Origin of the sequence: Bradyrhizobium sp. WBAH42 (assembly GCF_024585265.1) — a bacterium.
Taxonomy (GTDB): Bacteria; Pseudomonadota; Alphaproteobacteria; order Rhizobiales; family Xanthobacteraceae; genus Bradyrhizobium.
Genome location: NZ_CP036533.1, coordinates 541,375 through 562,385 on the forward strand (window position 1 = coordinate 541,375; position 21,011 = coordinate 562,385).

General features: G+C 59.9%; 24 protein-coding genes. 13 read left to right on the forward strand and 11 right to left on the reverse strand.

Going from position 1 to position 21,011, the window contains the following annotated elements; genetic code table 11:
* Window positions 1-44 precede the first annotated feature (44 nt).
* The 4 genes from DCG74_RS02615 (at window position 45) to DCG74_RS02630 (ending at window position 3,370) form a co-directional block, all read left to right on the forward strand.
* Window positions 45-332 (forward strand): hypothetical protein, encoded by a 288-nt coding sequence (locus DCG74_RS02615; RefSeq protein ID WP_172788277.1) that lies wholly within the window; start codon window positions 45-47, stop codon window positions 330-332.
* Window positions 333-476: 144 nt separating this feature from the next.
* Window positions 477-710: a DUF1127 domain-containing protein gene (locus tag DCG74_RS02620; RefSeq protein WP_172788276.1), complete on the forward strand. Its 234-nt coding sequence runs from the start codon at window positions 477-479 to the stop codon at window positions 708-710.
* Window positions 711-972: 262 nt separating this feature from the next.
* On the forward strand, window positions 973-2,142 hold the full coding sequence (locus DCG74_RS02625) for an OpgC domain-containing protein (protein WP_373569512.1): 1,170 nt from the start codon (window positions 973-975) through the stop codon (window positions 2,140-2,142).
* A 760-nt stretch (window positions 2,143-2,902) separates the two neighbouring features.
* On the forward strand, window positions 2,903-3,370 hold the full coding sequence (locus tag DCG74_RS02630; RefSeq protein WP_172788274.1) for an MAPEG family protein: 468 nt from the start codon (window positions 2,903-2,905) through the stop codon (window positions 3,368-3,370).
* Window positions 3,371-3,939: 569 nt separating this feature from the next.
* Here DCG74_RS02630 and DCG74_RS02635 read toward each other — a convergent pair.
* Window positions 3,940-4,251, reverse strand: a complete 312-nt coding sequence (locus DCG74_RS02635) for a hypothetical protein (protein WP_172788273.1) — start codon at window positions 4,249-4,251, stop codon at window positions 3,940-3,942.
* Between the two features lie 365 nt (window positions 4,252-4,616).
* Here DCG74_RS02635 and DCG74_RS02640 point away from each other — a divergent pair, with 365 nt between their 5' ends.
* The gene (locus tag DCG74_RS02640; RefSeq protein WP_172788272.1) at window positions 4,617-5,627 is read left to right on the forward strand and encodes a DUF4274 domain-containing protein; all 1,011 of its coding nucleotides are present in this window, start codon (window positions 4,617-4,619) and stop codon (window positions 5,625-5,627) included.
* A 284-nt stretch (window positions 5,628-5,911) separates the two neighbouring features.
* Here the strand turns inward: DCG74_RS02640 and DCG74_RS02645 are convergent, their stop codons facing one another.
* Window positions 5,912-7,894: a DUF2075 domain-containing protein gene (locus DCG74_RS02645; protein WP_172788271.1), complete on the reverse strand. Its 1,983-nt coding sequence runs from the start codon at window positions 7,892-7,894 to the stop codon at window positions 5,912-5,914.
* Window positions 7,895-7,930: 36 nt separating this feature from the next.
* Between DCG74_RS02645 and DCG74_RS02650 the strand changes: the two genes are divergently transcribed.
* Complete coding sequence (locus DCG74_RS02650; RefSeq protein WP_172788321.1) at window positions 7,931-8,836, forward strand: 3'-5' exonuclease; 906 nt, start codon at window positions 7,931-7,933, stop codon at window positions 8,834-8,836.
* A 60-nt stretch (window positions 8,837-8,896) separates the two neighbouring features.
* On the opposite strand, the gene DCG74_RS02655 is transcribed toward DCG74_RS02650, so the two are convergent.
* Window positions 8,897-9,103, reverse strand: a complete 207-nt coding sequence (locus tag DCG74_RS02655; RefSeq protein ID WP_172788270.1) for a hypothetical protein — start codon at window positions 9,101-9,103, stop codon at window positions 8,897-8,899.
* 229 nt (window positions 9,104-9,332) lie between these two features.
* On the opposite strand from DCG74_RS02655, the gene DCG74_RS02660 reads away from it, so the two are divergent.
* A complete protein-coding gene (locus DCG74_RS02660) occupies window positions 9,333-10,157 on the forward strand; it encodes a ribonuclease HII (protein ID WP_172788269.1) in 825 nt (274 codons plus the stop codon).
* 18 nt (window positions 10,158-10,175) lie between these two features.
* On the opposite strand, the gene ligD is transcribed toward DCG74_RS02660, so the two are convergent.
* The 4 genes from ligD to DCG74_RS02680 all read right to left on the reverse strand — a co-directional run bounded on the left by ligD (window position 10,176) and on the right by DCG74_RS02680 (window position 13,774).
* Window positions 10,176-11,123: a non-homologous end-joining DNA ligase gene (gene ligD / locus DCG74_RS02665; RefSeq protein WP_172788268.1), complete on the reverse strand. Its 948-nt coding sequence runs from the start codon at window positions 11,121-11,123 to the stop codon at window positions 10,176-10,178.
* Window positions 11,124-11,249: 126 nt separating this feature from the next.
* The gene (locus DCG74_RS02670; protein WP_246708962.1) at window positions 11,250-11,813 is read right to left on the reverse strand and encodes an MOSC domain-containing protein; all 564 of its coding nucleotides are present in this window, start codon (window positions 11,811-11,813) and stop codon (window positions 11,250-11,252) included.
* The gene (locus DCG74_RS02675) at window positions 11,813-13,492 is read right to left on the reverse strand and encodes a DNA polymerase/3'-5' exonuclease PolX (protein ID WP_172788266.1); all 1,680 of its coding nucleotides are present in this window, start codon (window positions 13,490-13,492) and stop codon (window positions 11,813-11,815) included. Before DCG74_RS02675 ends, DCG74_RS02670 begins: the two co-directional genes overlap by 1 nt.
* Window positions 13,493-13,774 (reverse strand): hypothetical protein, encoded by a 282-nt coding sequence (locus DCG74_RS02680; RefSeq protein WP_172788265.1) that lies wholly within the window; start codon window positions 13,772-13,774, stop codon window positions 13,493-13,495. It lies immediately after the preceding gene.
* 303 nt (window positions 13,775-14,077) lie between these two features.
* Here DCG74_RS02680 and DCG74_RS02685 point away from each other — a divergent pair, with 303 nt between their 5' ends.
* A complete protein-coding gene (locus tag DCG74_RS02685) occupies window positions 14,078-14,266 on the forward strand; it encodes a DUF3606 domain-containing protein (protein WP_172788264.1) in 189 nt (62 codons plus the stop codon).
* Window positions 14,267-14,593: 327 nt separating this feature from the next.
* Here the strand turns inward: DCG74_RS02685 and DCG74_RS02690 are convergent, their stop codons facing one another.
* The 3 genes from DCG74_RS02690 to DCG74_RS02700 all read right to left on the reverse strand — a co-directional run bounded on the left by DCG74_RS02690 (window position 14,594) and on the right by DCG74_RS02700 (window position 15,298).
* Window positions 14,594-14,719: a hypothetical protein gene (locus tag DCG74_RS02690; protein WP_257187542.1), complete on the reverse strand. Its 126-nt coding sequence runs from the start codon at window positions 14,717-14,719 to the stop codon at window positions 14,594-14,596.
* 188 nt (window positions 14,720-14,907) lie between these two features.
* On the reverse strand, window positions 14,908-15,087 hold the full coding sequence (locus DCG74_RS02695) for a hypothetical protein (RefSeq protein WP_172788263.1): 180 nt from the start codon (window positions 15,085-15,087) through the stop codon (window positions 14,908-14,910).
* Window positions 15,080-15,298, reverse strand: coding sequence for a hypothetical protein (locus DCG74_RS02700; protein WP_172788262.1), 219 nt, complete (start codon window positions 15,296-15,298; stop codon window positions 15,080-15,082). The genes DCG74_RS02695 and DCG74_RS02700 overlap by 8 nt, the downstream gene beginning before the upstream one ends.
* Before the next feature lie 485 nt (window positions 15,299-15,783).
* On the opposite strand from DCG74_RS02700, the gene DCG74_RS02705 reads away from it, so the two are divergent.
* The 4 genes from DCG74_RS02705 to ftsH all read left to right on the forward strand — a co-directional run bounded on the left by DCG74_RS02705 (window position 15,784) and on the right by ftsH (window position 19,173).
* Window positions 15,784-16,008: a hypothetical protein gene (locus DCG74_RS02705; RefSeq protein ID WP_306558114.1), complete on the forward strand. Its 225-nt coding sequence runs from the start codon at window positions 15,784-15,786 to the stop codon at window positions 16,006-16,008.
* 40 nt (window positions 16,009-16,048) lie between these two features.
* Complete coding sequence (locus tag DCG74_RS02710; protein ID WP_172788226.1) at window positions 16,049-16,429, forward strand: hypothetical protein; 381 nt, start codon at window positions 16,049-16,051, stop codon at window positions 16,427-16,429.
* Window positions 16,430-16,805: 376 nt separating this feature from the next.
* On the forward strand, window positions 16,806-17,087 hold the full coding sequence (locus tag DCG74_RS02715) for a hypothetical protein (RefSeq protein WP_172788261.1): 282 nt from the start codon (window positions 16,806-16,808) through the stop codon (window positions 17,085-17,087).
* 244 nt (window positions 17,088-17,331) lie between these two features.
* On the forward strand, window positions 17,332-19,173 hold the full coding sequence (gene ftsH, locus DCG74_RS02720) for an ATP-dependent zinc metalloprotease FtsH (protein WP_172788260.1): 1,842 nt from the start codon (window positions 17,332-17,334) through the stop codon (window positions 19,171-19,173).
* Window positions 19,174-19,179: 6 nt separating this feature from the next.
* Here ftsH and DCG74_RS02725 read toward each other — a convergent pair whose 3' ends face one another.
* Window positions 19,180-19,413 carry a hypothetical protein gene (locus tag DCG74_RS02725; RefSeq protein WP_172788225.1) on the reverse strand — a complete coding sequence of 78 codons (234 nt, stop codon included), beginning with the start codon at window positions 19,411-19,413 and terminating at the stop codon, window positions 19,180-19,182.
* 382 nt (window positions 19,414-19,795) lie between these two features.
* Here DCG74_RS02725 and rpoH point away from each other — a divergent pair, with 382 nt between their 5' ends.
* Window positions 19,796-20,683, forward strand: coding sequence for an RNA polymerase sigma factor RpoH (gene rpoH / locus DCG74_RS02730; RefSeq protein ID WP_172788259.1), 888 nt, complete (start codon window positions 19,796-19,798; stop codon window positions 20,681-20,683).
* Window positions 20,684-21,011 lie beyond the last annotated feature (328 nt).

Below are 21,011 nucleotides of genomic sequence, written 5' to 3' on the forward strand. Positions count from 1 at the left end.
ATTGTGGTGGGAATATTCTGTTTGGTTTGAGGCGGAGGATTGCCATGAAGAAAATGTTCTTGATGGCCGCTGTCGCGGCAGTGATGGTAGTCGGCTCCCAGATAGAAGCCGCAGAACTTCCAAGCTTTGAAATGAAAGGCCTTCCGATCACGCGACATCAGGTCGCAGTAATGGGAGCGCAAAATGTTAAGCAAGAGTCGGCGACCCCAACGCTGATGTACGGCGGGATGCCGGCGTCACCGCATCAGGTCGCCGTCCTGATGCCGCGGCCCAGCATGACCGCGAAGGCAACGGCCGTGAAGCTGACCACAGTCGGCTTGTCAGAGCGATAAGGCGTCGGCGGCGCTTGCTGGCGGAATGGCTTCGGTGGCCATCTGCTCCGTTGCCATCACAACGTATCTTTAGGACTGCACCCGCAAGCAAGGCGGCGGCGATGATGCGTCTGCCGGCCGAGTTGGGGCTCCGGAGATTGCGCAATGAGCACGACCTATAGAGCATTAGGGTGGGACAGACGACTGGCTTCTGGAGGGCGCGTCGTCAGCTTTCTGGAAAGATGTTGGGAGGCATTTCAAGAAGCGCGCGAACGCCAGAGGCTACGCGCCGCTCTGTTCGATCTAAGTGACAGGGAATTGATGGACATCGGTACTTCGCGTGGCGAGATCGACTACGTCGCCTCGAACCGAGGGAGCGACCCGCGAGGCGTCCGATAAACGCAAGGAGAGTGCCATGCCAACTCGTTGTTTGCATCGCTCTCCCGGAGACCACGACCTCGCGATGCGCTTCCTTCAAGTCGATCTGGTATGGAAGCTATTGGCTCGAGGAGCCCAAGCGGCAATCGGCCGGCATGATCGCTCGAAATGTTACGACCGCAGCGTCGTGCCTTCGTCCAGCTCGGGACCGCTTGGTCTCAATCCGGCGAGCGGTGTTGGCGATTGCCCTAACGACCAAAACCAGTCCCGGAATACGACAGTCGTGAATCTGCATTTCGTCTCCCATGAGAGGACGCGCGACCAAATTGCCATCCCCAGGTTAGCGGTCGGCGAGCTGTCGGAGCGGAAAGGCCAGGGCCGCGACGTGCGAATAGATGCCTGTCGGGGCATCGCGCTGTGGTGCATCTTTCTTGACCATGTTCCCAACAACATCGGAACTTGGCTGACGCTTCGAAACTACGGCTTCAGCGATGCCGCCGAATTATTCATGTTCGTTTCCGGCGTAACCTGCGCGATGGCCTACGGCAAGGCATGGCGCTGCGAGGGCTGGACCGGAGTGATCATCCGGACGCTGCGGCGAAGCTGGGACATCTATGTCGCATTTCTGTTGCTCACGCTCGCTTGCGCCATCCTGGTTCACGTTGCGGGCGAAGGCCGCCTTGCTGACGAAAGCAATACGCGCATTCTACTGGACCATCCGGGCGCGACGCTCGCGCGCACGGCGATCCTGCAATACCGTCCGGTCAATACCGACGTGCTGCCGACCTTCGTGCTTTTTCATCTCTCGTTCGCGCCCTTGCTGTGGCTGCTGCTGCGACTGCCGAACGTGACGCTTGGCGCCTCGCTGGCGCTCTATGCGCTGGCGCATATCTTCGGCTGGACCGTCACTGCGTGGCCGAACGGCCACTGGGCCTTCAATCCGCTGGCCTGGCAGTTGCTGGTTGTACTTGGCGCCTGGTGGGCTATCGCGGGCGAGAGAGTGCTGCCGCTTTTGATGTCACGCGCAGCTCTTACAGCTTCAGTCTTATATCTGCTGCTCAGCTTGATCGTCGCCTTGAGCTGGCGCATCAGGCCCCTGGAAGCAGTAATTCCGCAGCTGCTGAAGCTGCACCCCTTGGACAAATCCAATCTCGATCCATTTAGACTGCTGCATTTTTTGGCCATGGCAGTCCTGGCGGCATGGTTCACGCCTCGCAAATGGCCGGCGCCGATGACGCCGGTGATGCGAGGTGCGATCCTCTGTGGCCAGAACTCGCTACCAATCTATTGTCTCGGCGTTCTGCTGTCGTTCGCTGCCGAAGTCGCGCGGCTCGACATCTCGGACGGGCTTGCGATGCAGATAGCCCTTAGTTTCGGTGGCATCGTGGCGATGATCGCGACTGCGACGCTGTTGAACTTGCTCGACATCAAATCCAGACAGCAACAACGATAAATTCAACGCCGCGACGACATTGCAGGTCCAGGGTCGGATGGGTGCCACCTCTCTCTGATGCCTGATTTCGCGAAGTGCTAAGGTGCATGCCCGCTGCGGTTTTCCTCCGAGGCCTCAATGATGTCTGCTGTTGGCCCATCGCTTCCGTTGGCGCGTCGTAGCGAGGTGTCAGGAGCCGGGGGTAAACCGGAAGTGCCCGGCCGCCGTTCAAATCGGCGCTTTTGACCCAAAGCAGGCATGCAACTTCAATGAGTTTTAATAGTTGCAGTGCACGTTCGCAGTCCTGACAAATGGCCGCCTCAGCGAGCATTTCCATGAGCTTGCCGATCAACAAAGGACCTGACTGGAATACCTCGCAGTACACGGCGTCGGGGTTTGGCTTCTTTGCAGGAGCGGGTGCAGCTCAAGTGCTCTTTCACTACCACCTCATTGGACGGAACTTGGCGGTAGTCGTGGTCTTGGCATGCTTAGCTGTTCCACCATTCCTTGTTGGGTGGTGGCAAACGCGGCCCCTTTTACAGTGAGCCCAAATAGTCGCCTCGTCTGGTGAGCCGATTGAGGCGAAACAGTCTGCCAAGGGCAGCTTCTGGCCCATTTGCGAAGTTGCGCTGCATCTCACGGAGGTCCGCTTGTCGCGGCAGAGCGGACCAGATTTGCTCAACCTGAGTTCTTCGCATTTTGACCCGAAGCGGACTTTGAGGCCTAGCCGCTCCCCGCTTCTGTGTGGTTGAATGACCGAGCAAAACGAAGGCGATGCGATATGGACAAGCTCAGCTTTCACGATCCGCTTTTTCGTACCTATGCGATCGCTGCCTCCGTCATGGTTCTCAAAGCTCTCATGATGTCGTGGTTGACGGTTGTTCGAATGATGCAAGTAAGAGGCGGATTTCGCTCACCCGAGGACACCAAGAAGACCATCCTCAACCCACATCCAAGCTCAGAACAACTAGCACCAAATGAATATGTGGACCGCATCCGGCGAATTCAGCTGAACGATCTCGAAAATTTGCCGTTTTTCCTAGTCGCTGGATTCCTCTTCATCTTGACCGAGCCATCAATAGCGCTCACGCAATGGCTGCTGTACGGTTACGCGGTCTCGCGGCTATTGCATTTCGCCGCATATTTCACGGCAAGGACTCACGATACGCGCGCAACACTCTGGACGGTGGGTTCTCTAATTCTAATCTTTATGACTTGCTGGACGCTGATTGTTGCTTTGCGTCAATGATGTCGGCAGCCACTGGGCCCGTCGCATGTAAGTTCGTATCCAACGAGGCATGGGCAGAAGCATCCGCCCGAGGTCCGTTCACCGCTCCTCAACGGACATCCTGCGATAGCATAGCGCGTTGGGCTCCGTTCCTTTGGCACTCTCAAGGGATTGACTGCCAAACTAGTAAGGAACAACCTATTTTACGTCGTCACCCCGCGACCTGCCTTCAATGCTAACACGAGAAGAACATCTTACACGGAGCAAGGAAGCTGCGCTCGCGCTTCTAAGCGCCGGCCGTATGCGCGAGGCGGTTTCTTCGATAATGACGGATATCGTCAAGAGCCGAAGCAGCGAATTGCCTCATGAAATCCATGCATTTGGCATCTGTGCTGCCGCGGCTGGCGACACAAGTGCGGTGCGAGCGTACATCGAAGGCTTTATCTGATATCTCTCGGATCTATGTCTGCCTTTGGCCCATCTGCGAAGTTGCGCCGGTTCTGACGGAGGTCCGCTCGTCGATCCAGAGCGGACCGGATTAGCTCAACCTGAGTTCTTCGCATTTTGATCCCAACCCGACGTCGCGGAAGTCACTCTCTGGCTTGGTAGGTGACAGGTTGGCTCGCCCAGCCCTGTTGTCGGCCGGCGGGCCAACTGCCAAAGCGGTCAGCGCCGCTCCTTGTGCCTTTCAAGGAGAGCTGACTGACCTGCCACCTCAGCCAGTTCTGCGCTCTCGAAAATGCCTTCCGGCGGAAGTCGCTGCCAACCTTCTTGTAGGAGTATTCTTCTGCGAAGGTGAAATGCCCGTCGTCACGCTGCAGAATTGCAACGCGCCGCTGGTGCGGCTTTCCGGTGGAGACAGAGACGATCTGAACCGCCTCTGACACCTTCACCAACTCCATCTGCTTGTATCCTTAACTCTCAATGCGGAGGGGAGATGCCGTTTCCCAACTAAGGTGTGCGGCTCGATAAACTACCTCGAGTGGCGACGTTTGCAATGTCGGCTCATGGCCCATCGCTGCCGCAGCCCAAGCCCAAGGATATGTCGACGGACAGAGGTAGACCGGACCTAACTTAAACCGGGCCCGACCGTCGCGATTGACCCCTAGCGGACATTACAAAAATAGGTAGTCGTGGGTGACGGAAGGTTTCAAGCAACATAACTTTCCGATTCATGAACGCATCTGATCAAATTCACTTCCGCCGAAGTTGCATGATATAAATGTTTCGCTGCGAGATTTAGCGGATCAATTGCAACGAGGCCCCTATGGCAGACGCAGCCGTCCAGGACAATCAATTACCGCCTGATGCGCGGGAGCACGTTCGCAACGTGGTCATGGGCCGATGTCTCGCTGTCCAGGGACTGAAACCAGTGTTCGACGGGTTGTCGTGGGAATACTTTCTTGATGATGTCGCAATAGCGGCACGCGGCGCGCGCATCAGGATGCGCGACATGACCGTCGGCACGGTCTGTGACACCATCCTGCTGCTGCCTCCCCCCGCCATTGCCCGGTTGCAGGCGGGTCTCTTCGTTTACTTCGAGCCTTTCGCGCCTGAGAACGAGGCGCATGCTGAATGCTTGATGGAGCTACTCGACGCCGCCACGGTGAAGGTAATGTGGCAGCGGCGCCATGCCGTGCATGCGATGCAGGCCGTCGAGGCCCGGCAACGGGAAGCGAAGGCGGACGCGCAAGCACGTACGGCTGCGCTTTTGGCGGAATGGCGCGTGTGTCCAAATGCCAAACTCAGCACCGAGCCGGAAGACTTCCTGCGTTGGATAAAGCTTCAGACCCCTGACACCTGGCACGTCATCGTCGAGAGCTGGGACTACAACAGCGACAACCGGCTGGACGTGGTCGAGTGGATCTTCGCGCAGCCGACTTGCGATCTCGGCACCGCGGCGCAATTCTTCTTCACCGCGGGGCTTTTCAACGATGACCCCGAACAACTCAGCCCCGTTTACCGGCGCATATGGAATTTAATGAAGCGCATCGCCGACAATTGGCAACGCGGGTTTTACGCGCGCAACGAGTTGCAGCCCTCGGTCGAGCCTTCCGGCCTGGACTATTACGATGAATTGGCGGCGCGGCGGAAAGCGGCCGGTCATCCGCTTCTCCTGATCGTGCCGGAGCCCGAGGCGCGCAGGTTCGGCTCGCGCCGCTCGAACTCAGCTTATTTCTACGAGCACGGCCATTTGCGCCTCGAATTTACCGAGTGGCGGCGGCACCGTGAACGCCTTGGCTGCGGCAGGGATTTTCCGCGCTGCTGCGAGATGTGACCACATCGTCAGCGACGCTTCCCGTGCGATTGCGAAGCCTGGCTTTCGTGAGCAAAAAGAGAGGCTTCGTCAGCTGTTGGCCCTTAGCAGACCTTGTCAGGCGGTCCGTCGATTGTCTGCTTTTGACTCACTGGCGACATTCCGGCCTTAAAGCAGGCGTTGGTTCGTGGGCCCATCTGTTCAATCAGGATCATGCGGCGCGGTTTGAAAATTCGATGCTGTGACGGTGATTCGCGTATTCGACGTTATGGAAGAAGTCGGCCAGCGACCGACTTTCACTCTGCTCAGTTTGCTCGGTCAAGCAGCGGCAACCCACACTCCGCTAAGAACGCGGCCGTTCCTTCGTAGAAGGCTGGTGGACGGGTGGCGTCAATCGAATCCCCCCTCGGAATGTAGATCACCATCCCCTGTCGCGCGCGTGTCAGCAGCACACGGTAAGCGTTGGTCAGATAGATCTTGCGGTTGTCGTCATTGACGTTCTGCCATCGCGTGCCGGAAAACCGATAGAACTGCCACCTGCCATCGACCGACCGAAAATCAGCATCCCAGCACACCCCCACCCAATCGAGCTCCAGGCCCTGAATATCGAACTCGGTTGCAGGATCCTCCATATAGTAGGACGAGCGAACATCATCTTTTCCGTTCAAGAACCATGTCGTTGCTTCGATCTTTTCGTGAACGTTGAGTCCCTCAGGCTTCAGGCGCGATGCGCCCGACGAGGCCACTAGACCAATGCGTTCCGAACCCCGCCCACGATCTCGGAGCCATTGCCGAGCGTGGCCGAGCTCTCGCGTCAGGACGATCGGATAGGTCTCCTTAATCGCCTGGTATAGCGCTTTAGCCTCTTTGGCCTCCCCAGCGACGAGGGCGCCAACGAACGCAGAGAGCTTTTCGGCACGAAACGATCGCACCGAGACCGCCAAATGAAGCGCCGGCAGAGATTGGCTCTCAAGCCCTGCGAGAAGTGCCGGTAGATCTTGCCCCCAATGGTAGTCTCGATGGGCTAGTTGTTCCGAAGTATAGACTTTCCAGTTCCGAAAGCTTCGCTGGAGCGCGGAAAACCATTCGGTTAGGCCCGCTTCACCGGCGTTGATCTCCTGTCCTCCGCCTATGAGACATATGATTGTGCACCAGCCGTCGTGCCTGTCCATGACGCTTATGAGAAACTCAGGTTCAGACATCTGGAAGTTCGTCTGCCCCTTCTTCTGGCTCATAAAGTTTGCCAGATGCTTGGCGTCCCATGCCCGCTGCGCCTCGTCGAACACCGCAACCCGCTCGATCGGAGGCTCAGAGGCGACGAGGTTGCTGTCGCGGAAGTGCATAATGTTCTGAACGAAGCTTTTGACTTTCCGGAGCGCGTCGGACTTCTTACTCTTCTCGCCGCGCTCCTTTAATTGCGCGTGTTCGTCCCGTGCGAGTGCCTCGCGCAGCACCTCCACCAAGGGGCCGTTACCGGACAGGAAGACGGCATGCTCTTCCTTGTGAGCCTTCGTCCGAAGTGCCATGAGATTGAGGCCTGCCAAGGTCTTTCCGGCACCCGGCACTCCCGTCACGAAGCAGATCGCCTTGCGTCGGTGAGCCTTGGCATCCTCGATGATGTCAGCAAGGCATGCTGCCGTCTGACTTAGATTTTTAGCTCCGGCGTCGGAGCGCGTAATATCTTCGACCCGATGGCCCTGGTAGAGCGCCTGCGCGGCTTCAATGATTGTGGGCGTGGGCTTGTAGCCAGTCCGCGACCACTGAGCGCCGTCCAAGTCAGCCTGCTTTGGTATCTCACGCACGACACGCCCGAGGATTTCGCGCAGATTATCCCCATTCGATTTGACGGGGCTTGCGATTCCGTCATTTTGCCATGCGAGCTCAACGGATGGATTCGCCGCCATCGTCGCCACAACGATCGGCACGATTCGCCGATCATGGCTCCCAGCATGGAAGTTCTTGAGGTCGAGGGCATAGTCGACAACTTGATCGAGAGCTGCCGCATCGAACTGATCCGAGCCGACTTTGAATTCGATGACGAAAACGATTCCTGCCGTAGTCACCACGACGTCGGCACGCTTGCCCATGCGCGGGATCGCAAACTCAAATGCAATCCAACCATCGAGCCCACTAAATTGAGCCCGCGCGAGCTCGATCTGGCTCAGCCACGCGTTGCGCTGCAGCGCCTCTAGTGCAAAGGGATTCTGCTTGGCGAGACTTCCCAGAATAGCGTCTGGGGTTAAATCGACAAGCTCTTGGATCGAGCTAGAATAAAAGGCACCATTCATGTGTTTCGCGCGCTTCCGCCTGATTTTTTGGTTGATATGATGTCGAACGAGATCAATCTAGCAGCAATGGCTGACATATTATCGAAGTCCCCGGATTATCGGGTTCTTCGTCGGCTCATGCCGCGGACAGAATTCACTCCATGCGACGGACAGGCAACAAAGACTGGCATTTTGCTGGATGTTGAAACCACCGGCCTGAATACAGAACAAGACGAAATCATCGAGCTGGCGATGGTGAAATTCGACTATCTGCCAGATGACAGGATTGCACGAATCACCGATGTCTTTTCATCCTTCAACGAGCCTCAGAATCCGATCCCCGACGAGATCACCGAGCTCACGGGCATTTCGGACGAAATGGTGCTGGGACATCGGATCGATCCGAATGCGGTTTCGGCGTTTGTCTCGGACGCTGTGATCATCGTCGCCCACAATGCAAATTTTGATCGGAAATTTGCCGAGCGCTATTGGCCCGTTTTTGAGCGGAAGCCGTGGGCATGCTCTGCGACGGAAATCGAATGGCGTAGGCACGGATTTGACGGATCGCGACTGGGCTACTTATTGGCCGGCGTGGGCCTCTTTCACCAAGCGCATCGCGCAATTGACGATTGCCGGGCCTTGATTGAAATCTTGTCCACAAACGTACCAAACCAGGTTCGATCGGCTTTCGCCATTCTCCTGGAACGCGCTCGGCGCAAGACAATTCGGATATGGGCGGAACAATCGCCCTTTGAACTAAAAGATACGTTGAAAAAGCGAGGTTACCGTTGGAGCGACGGCGCAGATGGAAGGCCGAGATCTTGGTACATCGATGTCGACGAAGCTCATCAACCAGCAGAAGTCGACTTCTTGAGAACAACCATTTACCTGCAAGAAGTTGTTCCGAGAATTCAGATTCTGAGCGCGATGAACAGATTTTTCGAGCCGCATATAGAGGAATAGTGGACTGCTGCCCGGCCCCGCAATTTCTGTTAGGGCCCAGCACTACGTCATCGATTCTGTCTAGCGTGCTTCACGTTGGGCCTTAAACGCAGCAATGAATACCTCGACCCCGGTGGTGGTTAATCCGTTTTCGGTGATCAGGCCGAGCTGCGCTAAGTTGACTGTCTCATTGGGACTGTCATTCTGTGTCGACCCGCCGCCGAAAAGCTTGACGACTATTCGCTGCTCCCGCCGCGTCAGCCCATTCCAGAGCTTCAAATTAGCCACCTCGATGCCTCGCGCGAATCGCTCCTGACACTGGGGAATTAGCTGACTCGTCAGAGGCGAAATCGTGGCAGATGCCGCAACGTCGGTCGTTCCTCATGTGGGCTGAGAGCCGGCCCGGCTCCTTTCGAGAAGGCGCTGCTCAGTCGATCAGGGCATGATTTAGCTTCAGACAATCGCCACAAAGTTCACTGACACGTTCTCCCAAAGTCAGTCTCCACGCAGGCCCAGGATGTTCCAGTATTCACTCGATGTATTGCGTCAGCGCTATGTCGTCGAGAAAAGACCGCTCGAGGCCAGCGTCGAGCAAATTTTGCGGGCCGACACCCGTGCGGGAGCGCGTGCCATCCTGGCTTCGGTCGATAGACGTCGGTTCGAAAATAGGTCCGAAGGGCAGCGACTCCGCAAAATGCTCCGCTTTGAGACCTCTCTCTGGGAAAGCGGCCATCATGCCGTAGCAGGCGTGGACGAGGCTGGAATGAGCCCTCTCGCCGGGCCGGTCTCCGCTGGCGCCGTGATACTGAAACCCGGCACTCGGATAGTCGGAATCGACGACTCGAAAAAGCTCGATACCGCGGCTCGCGAAGAACTCGCGAAGGAGATCAAGGAAAGGGCAGAGAGTTGGTGCGTGGCGTTCGTCGAGGTCGAGGAGATTGACGCGATCAATATCTATTGGGCGGGGCATCCAGGCTATGCAGCGTGCAGTCCGGGGCCTGTGCTGACGCCGCAGCACTTGCTGATCGATGCGAAGCGGTTGAAGGAAATCGACATCCCTCAGCAGGCCATCATCAAAGGCGATGCCAAGTCTGCCAGCATCGCCGCCGCCTCCATTCTCGCGAAAGTCGAGCGTGACACCGTCATGCGAGCCCTCGACTCGCGTCACCCCGGCTACGGATTCGCGGATCACAAGGGCTACCCGGTGCCAGCTCATTATGAGGCGCTCGCCAGGCTTGGCGCATGCGCTGCTCACCGGAGATCGTTCGGACCCGTGCGCAAGGCTCTTGGGTTACCGCCCCTGCCGCCCTGGCCTTCGGCATCCGAGCGGGCCGCCGGCTGACGACTCGTAGCGGCGGCATTATTTCCGCGACCAGCTCTTTTCGCGAAAAACGTCCTTGGCGCTTTTGTCAGACCGCAGACCGAGATAGACCGGCTGGCGCAGCTCGCCCTTGCTGGTCCACTCCGCGAACTTAACTTCCGCGACCAATGTGGGACGCACCCAGGTCGTGACGCGCTCGTCCTTCACCTGGGCAGGAAAGGGCGACTTCGCGGTCTTGAGCTTCATCAGCTTGCCATGGAGCTCTTCGAGAATTTGGTGACTGAAGCCGGTGCCGACGTGGCCGATGTACCGCCAGGCGTCATCTTCGCGTACTGCTAAGACGAGAGCGCCGAAGAACGGCCGGGTTCGCCTCGGCGCCGTGAAGCCGGCGATCACTACCTCCTGCCGCTGCGCGGTCTTCACCTTCAGCCAGTCAGCGGTCCGGCGTCCGGACGCGTACGGGCTGTCCGCGCGCTTCGCCATGATGCCTTCGAGATGTCTCTGCTCGGCTTCTGCAAAGAACTTTGTGCCGCTGCCTTTACGGTGCTTGCTGAATGCGATCAGCTTGTGGCGCGGCAGGACGGCCTTGAGCCGCTTCTTTCGCTCAAGGAGCGGCAGCGCACGCAGGTCCTCGCCGTCTGCGAACATGAGGTCGAAAGCGCAGTACAAAAGCTTGGCCTCATGGCGCAGCGCGTTTTGAAGCAACTGGAAATGGGAAACGCCGTCTTTCCCGATCGCGACGAGCTCGCCATCGATCACGGCATCCGCCTTCACGCCCTCAAGTGCTTTCGCGACTACGACATAGGCGTGGCTGATAATTTTCCCATTGCGGCTGTAGAGGGCGACCCGACCACTCCGGATTTCTGCGACCATGCGGAAACCATCGAATTTGTCCTCGAAGACCCAATTGGGATCGTCGAACGGTGAATCGGTCAGCGTGGCCAGCATGGGTTGCAGGCGATGAGGCAGTGTTGATTTTCGAGCCATGACCGGACGACGGGATCAGAGAGGGTGGCAACGAGTGGGATGCATCGTGAGTTCCGTCCGACTCGGTCGCGCTAAGCGGACGCGTTTCGATCGGATATCGGACCGCAGACTTGCGCCCGGGTCTTTCTAAAGGGCCGGCAGCATCCGAAATGAGGAGGACGGGAGCCGAACCCGCGCGATGTCGCCGGCTGCGACCGCCCCGCCGGCTCGAACAACGCCCAGCACCCCACATCTGAATGCAGGGTCCGTTCGCGTCGACGAGAGCACGTGCCGTTTAAGGCCAGTTCGAAAGCGGTCGACCAGGACACATGGCGTCCGAAGACCGGTCAATTCGATAATCGCCGTAGGCCCGAGTTCGACCAGCGGCCCGAGCGGCATCCGTTCGAGGTCCAGGCGCGCGGTGGTGATGTTCTCGCCGAGCTCTCCGGCTCCAATCTCGAAGCCAGCCTCCGCGAGGGTTGCGAAGAGCTCGGATGGGATCAAGTGAACCTGCCGCAGATTGGGAAGCCTGGGTCGGCGGCGGGCGAGATAACGGTGTCGGACGAACGGGCCGGCGTGGGCGTCGCCTTCCACTCCGTGGCCTTCCACCAGCACGATCTGGTCCCGTGACGGCTTGCTGAAGTGGTGCCCGCGATCGGCCGCGACCGCAACCACCCTTCCCTCCAGCGAGAGGTCGTGCGCGGGCGACATCAGGCAGCGCGGGAAAGCGATCGTCGCTTCTGACGGAGGTAGCGCGTGATTTCGGGAAGCGTCATCGCGTTCAGGACCCGGTCGGCAGGGACGCCGCCCTTGCGGGCCATCTCGACACCCCAATGCATGTGGTCAAGCTCTTCAATCGAGTGCGCGTCTGGATTGATGCTGAGCAAGCAGCCGAACTCAAGCGCCGCCTGGTGCCAGCGCCAGTCTAAGTCGAGACGCCATGGATGCGCGTTTATCTCGACGACGACGTCGTGCTTCGCGCATGCCCGAAGTACCTTCTCGACGTCGATCTCGTAGCCCGGCCGCCGCTGGAGCTGCCGCCCGGTCATGTGGCCGATGATGGTTGTGTGAGGATTGGAAATGGCCCGAAGCAAACGCTGCGTTTGCGCCTTGCGGTCCAGCTTGAAACGACCATGAATGCTGGCGACGACGAAGTCGAAACCTTCAAGCACCTCCTCGTCGTAGTCGAGCGACCCGTCCGCCAGAATATCGGATTCGATGCCTTTCAATATCCGGAACTCTTTGGCGAACTGCTTGTTCAGTCGGTCCGCTTCCCGGTGCTGCTGCACGATCTCCTTCACGGTGAGACCACCGGCATAGTGCGCAGACTTTGAATGGTCCGCGACCCCGAAATATTCGAAGCCGCGCTGGCGGGTCGCCTTCGCCATCGTCTCCAGGGTCTCGGCGCCGTCGGAAGCATCCGTGTGGCAGTGAAGGATACCGCGGAGATCGTCGTCGGTGACGAGCTTCGGCAGCTCGCCCTTCAGAGCCAATTCGACCTCGCCCCGCCCCTCCCGGAGCTCGGGATCGATGAATGGCAGCCCGAGAGCGCGATAGATGTCGGCCTCCTCGCCCGCGACCAGAGTGCGGCCCTTATGCAAGCCATCGGGCTCCAACCGCATTCCTTTCTCCGCGGCCAATGTCTGGAGTTGCTCGACATGGGCGGCTGAGCCGGTGGCGAAAAGAAGGGCGGCCCCGAAATGTTTGCGGTCGGAGACGGAGATCTGCAGACCATCCGCTGGTGGCTTCGGCGTCTTGCTTGACTTAGCGGCCTCCGCAACGATCGCAAGGTCGCGGACGAGTTCACATCCACGGCGGAAGTCGCCGGCGATCGTCACGCGCTTTAGCTGGGGCTGAGCCTTCCGGATGGAATTCTGAGCGTGCGCGAGCAGGACGGCGGCACGGTGCAGGTGGAGGCGGCCTTCTCCACTCTTCGCGATGGCCAGGTTCTGCAGGATCTTGGTCTGCAGCGCGGCACCAAGTCCTTTCGCATTCTTGACGCGGTCGTCCTTGGCGGCGGCCTCCAGTTCGGCAAGAGAGGCGATGCCCAGATCTTTGTAGAGCCGCAGCACTTTCTCCGGACGAAGGCCGGGCACAACGAGCATCTCGAGCACGCCCTCGGGGATCTCCTTCCGCAGCCTTTCCAGACTTGGATGAGTGCCCGTCTTGTGAAGCTTGGTAATGATGTCGGCTATCGCGTCGCCGACCCCGGGGACCTCAGTGAGCCGGTCCTCGGCAACGAGAACGTCCAAAGGCACCGTTAGGGCGCCCAAGCTGTCCGCCGCGCGAGAATAGGCTTTTGCCCGGTACGGGTTGCCGCCACGAAGGGCGGCGCGCTGCGCATATTCTCGCAGGAGGCTTGCTACGGTTCGAGCGTCGAGGGAGGCCACTCAACGAGCCTCCCGTTCTGCACGGTGAGGATTTGTCTCGGCAAAGCGAGTTCGAACGGCCGGGTCGCTCGGGCGACCATCCAGAGATCTTTCTAGCTGCTGCGCTTTTCGGAAGTCTTCCAGATGTTGCGTGTTTGGGCCGTAGGCGGCCTCCTTCTTCGGGAGGTTATAGATCCGGCCGACCACAAGCTGCAGATGCTTCATCCGGCCTTTCGGCATCGATCGCGCGTTGCAAAGAGCTCGGACGGCGTAGGCGCGGAAATAATCGAATGCGTCTGACATGATCGGTAAACGCCCGTTCTCGCTGATAGTTCGGCCGCTGACCCGTCTTGATGTGCCAGGCGTCGTCGACGACCTTCTTGAATCAATTGGTTCAGTCGGGCACCACGGCCCGTGAAGACTTTGGCGGCTTCGTTTGCCAGATGACCTGGACGCGGCAGCCGTCGAATTTGGCTTCGTGAAGCTATCGCTCCCCCGGATGGTACCCCACAGGGATGGTGGATTCGTTCCGACCAACCGCAAGGCGGACCGAGAACAAGGAACCACCCGAATCTCTATGCGTTTCGCAAAGTATGGAGGTGCAATATGGCTAAGGCGAAGAAGTCGACCGCTCGCGGTCGCAAGCAGGATCGCGCACGCGTGGCGGGCCGACAGGATCACGAGGTTCGTTACGAGGCGAAGAAGACGCGTCGCTCCGCTTCGGCGGTGAAGAAGGCGGTCAAGAAGGTGGGAAGTAGCCGGAAGAAGGTGGAGCGCACGCTAAAGCGCAAGTGAGTTTTGGGTCGACGTTAAGGTTCTGGATAGGTCACCATTGAAGTGGCCACCAGCGCCCAATGGCTCGAACGGAGCAGCTCCCTCCGGCGCACCCATCTTCGCTCTAGCAGCGAAGTGGAAGTTGAGGGGATTCCGATGGACAAGCCCGGCCCATGTGCCGGGCTTACGCATGTCTGGGGCGAGCGGCAGTCGCTGCTCTCAAGACCGCAGGAAGGTCCGGCTTCCTGCCGAAAGCGGACCGGAGGCGGGTGTGCTGGCAAAGACGCAAAGGGCCCAGCAGCGGACTCTCGCGCCGAACTGAGGCAGTCCTCTAGTTCATCTTGGATTTTAGCTTTTCAAACGAGCCTCGCGCTGCTCCTCGATGTCCGCACGGATCATCTCACGCATCTCCTCTTGCGGAAAGAGCTTGTTGTTGTTGGCAATCGGCTTCTTTGGCGGCCGCTTTTCGATCATGGAAAGCCCTTTACGCTTACTTCGCCGTCGTTCCGAGCCAGGTCGTCCTGGCCTGCCGCTAGCTTGTCATAAGCGTCTGCCATCCGGCTGTATTGAGCGCTCGTCTCCGGGTCTTTCATCAGATCGCTCTTGGCTCGGAATTCTTCGGCTTGGTCGCGGTACCGCTTTGCGTTCGCTGAATAGTCCATCTAACCGCGATCTTCCCGGTACGCGTTGCTTTCCGTCCGATACATCGCGTTCTCCATCACGCTGAGGCGAAGTGCCTCGCGACGATGCAGCTGTTCGGCCTGCAAGGCGAGTTTTGTCTTTTGAAGAGCTTGGCTCTCTTCGATGGCTAGCTGAGCACGATCAAACAGCGGATCATTCATCCCGCGACAATGCCTGCGGCAAACTTCCGCTGCTATGTCCTATGTTATCTTCCTTATTTTGTATCGGAAAAGGCTTGTAGGTCTCAGGGCCGAGGAAGGTGTCGGGCGTCAACTGCCTCAACACCTCCATAGCCTCGCGAACGGCCTCTCGCGCCATTTCGATGTGCGCGGCATCGCTTTGCAATGGGTAATGAACTCGACGGATCGGCATGGCGTGCTCCCTGTCTTGCAGGCGGGAGCACAGAAGCGTCTCTCAGCCATCGCCGCCTACGGGCAGAGCCACGGCCGATGATGGGGAACAATTATCACAGCGGCCTAAAGGTTCCACGGAATCTCTATCCGGCACGGCCGCATCACGGCGTATTCCGCTGGGGGTCAATCGCGGCGATCTGGCCCGGCGAACGCCGGGTCCGGTTTAGCGTTCATTGCCGACATCGACGCGCGGGCTGAGCTTGTCGCGATGGGCCACATGCGGACATCAACGGGACGATGCAAGAGCACATGGCGGATTTTCGGTTGCCATGGTCCGGCCCCGCGCTGGGGAGCACGGAGCGTACAGAACGCTGGCTGAGGTAGAGGCAATTGGTCCAATCTTCTGATCCATCTTGAAACAAGATCAAGCCTCTCTAAGTCTCACGCCGGAGGGCTCCTCCGACCACTTTTGGAAAGGATTGCTTGTAACCGTCGAGGACGACGATGATGACACTCGAAGATAAGCTCGCCCGCTTGCGTACGCACCACAATAACATTCACCGCTACCAGCGGCTGATCAAGACCCGCCTTTCCGATTTGGAACGAGAGTACATCGAAAGCCGTCTCTCCGAGGAACGGGCGGCGCTGGTAAGCCTCGCGCGCACGACGTTCCCCATTCCTTTCAAAATGCCATCCGCCAGAGCAGCAGCCCCAGACCTTCAAACCTGAGTCGCTTGAGCTTGCCGGCGGGCATCAGGAGGTCGCTCCCGTGCGACAACGGCCCATCAACGGCGTCGAGCCGGAAAGAACCGAGGATGACATTACGCGTGAGCTGCTCGGCCCCAGGGGCGTTCCGGGCGGTCCCGATCCCGCCCGCATGGTCCCGCAGGTCGAGAAGAACACGCCAAAGCACATAAGGTGGAGAACCCCGAGCTCCCGCGATGAACCGAGCGCAAGAAACCGGAACCTTGTTGATCTGGTCAAGGGCAGAGAGGCGGAACGGGTGGTGACAAATCACCGTTGCTCCGAATTGCGGGGCGCCTTTGATTGCGTTGCAATGATGCAGAACGCTCAGAAGTACATCAACATTGCCGCTCTAATTGCGCTCGCTGGTTGGCTTGGTCTCTGTTTCAATATGGGCTGGTACTGATGGGGCGGCTTACGCCCGGAGTAGACCACATCGGCCCCAGCCTGGAGGTTTTTCCGGATCGAAAAACGAGCTGGGACCGAGAGGTCCGCCGTTGGATGGCAAACGCAGCTTGGTCCCAAAAATCATGCCCCGTGACCAAAAGCTTAATTTATTGACTTAGTCACTATTGGCACGCGCCAGCAGGGGCGTTCGAAGCCCTTCTTCGATTGACACGATCTGACTGTTCTCTCCACTTGGCCAATTGTCAGTTAGAGGCTTGAAGTCGTCGCCGCCGATCCTAAGTTCAGACGCTGCCGGCTGTGTCCGGCAAAACGAAACTCATGCAGAGGATGAAAGAGCCCGCGCTCATCGCGGGCGCGTATTCGAAGGAAGTCACATGAGAAAGCTTGCTCTTGCAATCGCCGCGGCAGCAACGCTCCTCATCGGAACGGTTGCGCCGGCCTCGGCCCATTGGCGGGGCCATCATCATCACTGGGGAGGTCCGGGCATCGGTCCCGCCCTCGCGCTCGGCATATTCACCGGAGCGCTGGCCGCCGCGGCTGCACCTCCGGTCTATTATGCGCCGGTTTATGGTCCGCCGCGATATTATTACGGCCCCCGCTACTATCGGACGGTCCGGTATTATCCGGCGGCATATCCTTACTGGTATCCCTGGTGAGCTGATGCAAAGGCCCGGCCTGCAACCGGGCCTTATCGCTGCCCGGCACCCCGATCGCCTGAGCGCGGCGCGTGCGAGGCGCCTCTCACCCGAAGCGCGTCGGGATGGCTGGAACCGATGGCAGCAGGAGAAGTTTTGCCGATAAGATGCAGGTCCGGCCGCGCACCGGGCCCGAGCGAGCGCGCGTCAAAATGCGCCTCGACGTTAGCCCGGCCCGCGTAACATGATCGGATCTGGTCTCCCCATGAACAAGAATGCCCGTTTCAATCTCGGATACGCCATCGCGGCGATCTTTGCGGTCTTCCTGATTCAGTATCTGATCTCGGCGGCGAACCAGATCGCCGTGATCCCCTACAGCGAATATCAGCAATTGCTGCGCCAGGGGAAAGTCGAGACGGTCGGCATCTCCGATCGGACCTTGCAGGGCACGTTGAAAGAGCCGCTGCCCGGCGGCCAGAAGCAATTCGTCACCACGCGCGTCGACCAGGAGGTCGCCCAGGAGCTCGAGAAGCACAACGTCCGCTTCACCGGGCAGATCGAGAGCACGTTTCTGCGCGACCTGTTGTCGTGGGTCATGCCGGTGCTGCTGTTCTTCGGCATCTGGTGGTACATCGGCCGCCGCATGGCCGAGGGCGGCGGGATCGGCGGCGGGCTGATGGCGATCGGCAAGAGCAAGGCCAAGGTCTACGTCGAATCCGACACCGGCGTCACTTTTACCGACGTCGCCGGTGTGGACGAGGCCAAGGACGAGCTTCGCGAGATCGTCGATTTCCTGAAGAATCCGACCGACTATGGCCGGCTCGGCGGCCGTATGCCGAAAGGCGTGCTGCTGGTGGGGCCGCCGGGCACAGGCAAGACCTTGCTGGCCAAGGCGGTGGCCGGCGAGGCCAGGGTGCCGTTCTTCTCGATCTCCGGCTCGGAGTTCGTCGAGATGTTCGTCGGTGTCGGCGCGGCGCGGGTGCGGGATCTGTTTCAGCAGGCGCACGACAAGGCGCCGGCCATCATCTTCATCGACGAGCTCGATGCGCTGGGCCGCGCCCGTGGCATAGGCCCGTTCGCCGGCGGCCATGACGAGAAGGAGCAGACGCTCAACCAGCTGCTGGTCGAGCTCGACGGCTTCGATTCGCGCTCGGGGCTCGTCATCCTCGCCGCCACCAACCGCCCCGAGATTCTCGATCCCGCCCTGCTCCGCGCCGGCCGCTTCGACCGGCAGGTGCTGGTCGACCGGCCCGACAAGAAGGGCCGCATCGAGATCCTCAAGGTGCACATGAAGAAGGTGCGCCTGGCCGAGAATGTCGACGCAGACGCCGTTGCCGCGCTCACCCCTGGCTTCACGGGCGCGGATCTCGCCAATCTCGTCAACGAAGCCGCGCTGCTGGCGACGCGACGCGCCGCCGAGGCGGTGACCATGAGCGATTTCACCAATGCGGTCGAGCGCATGGTCGCAGGTCTGGAAAAGCGCAACCGCCTGCTCAACGCCAGGGAACGCGAGATCGTCGCCTATCACGAGATGGGGCACGCCCTCGTCGCGCTCTCACTGCCGGGGACCGATCCCGTGCACAAGGTCTCGATCATCCCGCGCGGTGTCGGCGCGCTCGGCTACACCATCCAGCGGCCGATCGAGGACCGCTTCCTGATGACCAAGGAGGAGCTGGAGAACAAGATGGCGGTGCTGCTCGGCGGCCGCGCCGCGGAGCTGATCGTGTTCGGGCACTTGTCGACCGGTGCGGCGGACGACCTGCGCCGCGTCACCGATATCGCCCGCAGCATGGTGACGCGCTACGGCATGTCGGAGCGTCTCGGCAGCGTTGCCTATGAGCGCGATCCCGGCAACTTCCTGGCCGGCCCTGACCGCCCCTATCCGACGCGCGAGCGCGACTATGCCGAGGAGACCGCGGCCGCGGTCGACCACGAGGTGAAAACCATCGTCGACCAGGTGTTCCAGCGCACCCAGGGCATCCTGACCACGCGGCGGCCGATCCTGGACCGCGCCGCAAAGAAGCTGCTCGAGAAGGAGACGCTGGAGCAGAGCGACATCGATGCGCTGATCCGGGAGATGCCCAAGGAAGGGCTGCGGGCGATCTAGGGGCACTCACGCGGCGCGCTTGCGCCTGATCTCGGCGGGAAGCTCGATCATCCGCGTGTCCGGCGGCGAACCGTTCGAGATGAGCGGCGCGGGCGCGCCGTCGCGCTTCGGCGCCTCGATCCCGATGCCGGGATCGGTGCTTCTGGCGTGCCATTCGATCAGGAGATGGCCGGCCACCAACATCAAGCCGGCGCAGAACAGCGCAAGAGCCGCGCTCACGAGATCACGATAGTCATCCATCCCACGAACCAAACATGCGTGCAGCCTCATCGGCGCCTGCGTGGACCAGATTGGAATGAAGGCTTCGCGTTTCAAGAGCCCGGCGAGCGCGGAGAAGGAGACGGCAATCGCCATCGCCATTTTCAGTCACGACCATTCACGCTGGAACATTCTGGCCATTTCCAAATTCTAGTGGCGCCTACCGGCCTGAGGCGTCTGGGTGCCATGATCGGGCTCAGCGGATCAGGTTCGCGGTGGTCCAACCATCTTGCTCTAACGAGGATTTGGCCATGAAACCTGACTGCGCTCGGACCGCGCCGCTCTCGGCGCTTCACCTGGACTGTCGGATGGATCGGCAACGCGCCCTGGATCGGGGCGAACGGTGCTCGTGAGGGTGGGCGCGATGTTGGTTGCCTCACTTCCTGCCCTTCACGGGGAAAGCGGGCTATCCCGCTATCTCAAGGAGATCCATCGTTTTCCGCTGCTCGAGGCATCGGAGGAAGCCGACTATGCGAGGCGATTGCGCGATGGCGGCGATCGTGACGCCGCCTATCGGCTGGTGACGAGCCATTTGCGGCTCGCGGCGAAGATCGCGCTGCAATATCGCCGCTATGGCCTCGCCATCGCCGACCTCATCTCGGAGGCCAATGTCGGGCTGATGCTGGCCGTCAAGCGGTTCGATCCCGAGAAAGGCTTCCGGCTCGCGACCTATGCCTCCTGGTGGATCAAGGCCTCGGTTCAGGAATACATCCTGCGATCATGGTCGCTCGTCAAGCTGGGCACCACTGCTGCGCAGAAGAAGCTGTTCTTCAACCTGCGCAAGCTGAAGAACAAGCTTGGCGTCGCGGAGGATGGCGAGCTCCGGACGGATCAGCTGACATCTATCGCCCAACATCTCGACGTGAGGGAAGCCGACGTCGCCGAGATGAACGGCCGGCTGCGCGGCGACATCTCACTCAACACGCCGATCAGCGTCGAGACGGAAGGCGACCAATGGCAGGACCGGCTGGTGGATCCCTCTCCCGATCCGGAGAGTCTTCTGCTGGACGCGGCCGACCGTGAACGCACCAAGGCTGCCCTCGCCGATGCACTCGCTGCGCTGACACCGCGGGAGCGCAGCATCGTCGAGGCGCGATATCTCGGCGAGCCGCAGCAGACGCTGGATGCGCTCGCCGGCAAATTCGGCATCTCGCGCGAGCGCGTCCGGCAGATCGAGCAGCGCGCGTTGCAGCGGATCAAGGCGAAGATGCTCGCGCGCCTCGATGAGGCGCGCCTTGCGACGTCGCGTTAGGCGAGCGAAGAAGAATGCTGATCGGCCTTGGCCGATCAGCATCCTCTGCAGATATCGGGGACGAGACGTTCGGGCGAAAACTCCCGGCTCCTGCGCTCGGTCTGGCCGGACTTCTCAGGATTGCTCCGAGACGCTCCGACGGAACTGGTCGCAAGCTGCCGGGCGGGCTCGGCCGAGCTCCGCATCTCGGCGCGAGGCGTGTCGGCCTCCTTGGCCTGGAGCCCATTGGCCATGCCCAACACAGCGACGGCGAGGACAATGCCTCTCATCTGATGATCCTCCTTTCGCGTGAGCGATGAGTGGCTGAACGATGAGGAGCGGCCTCGCC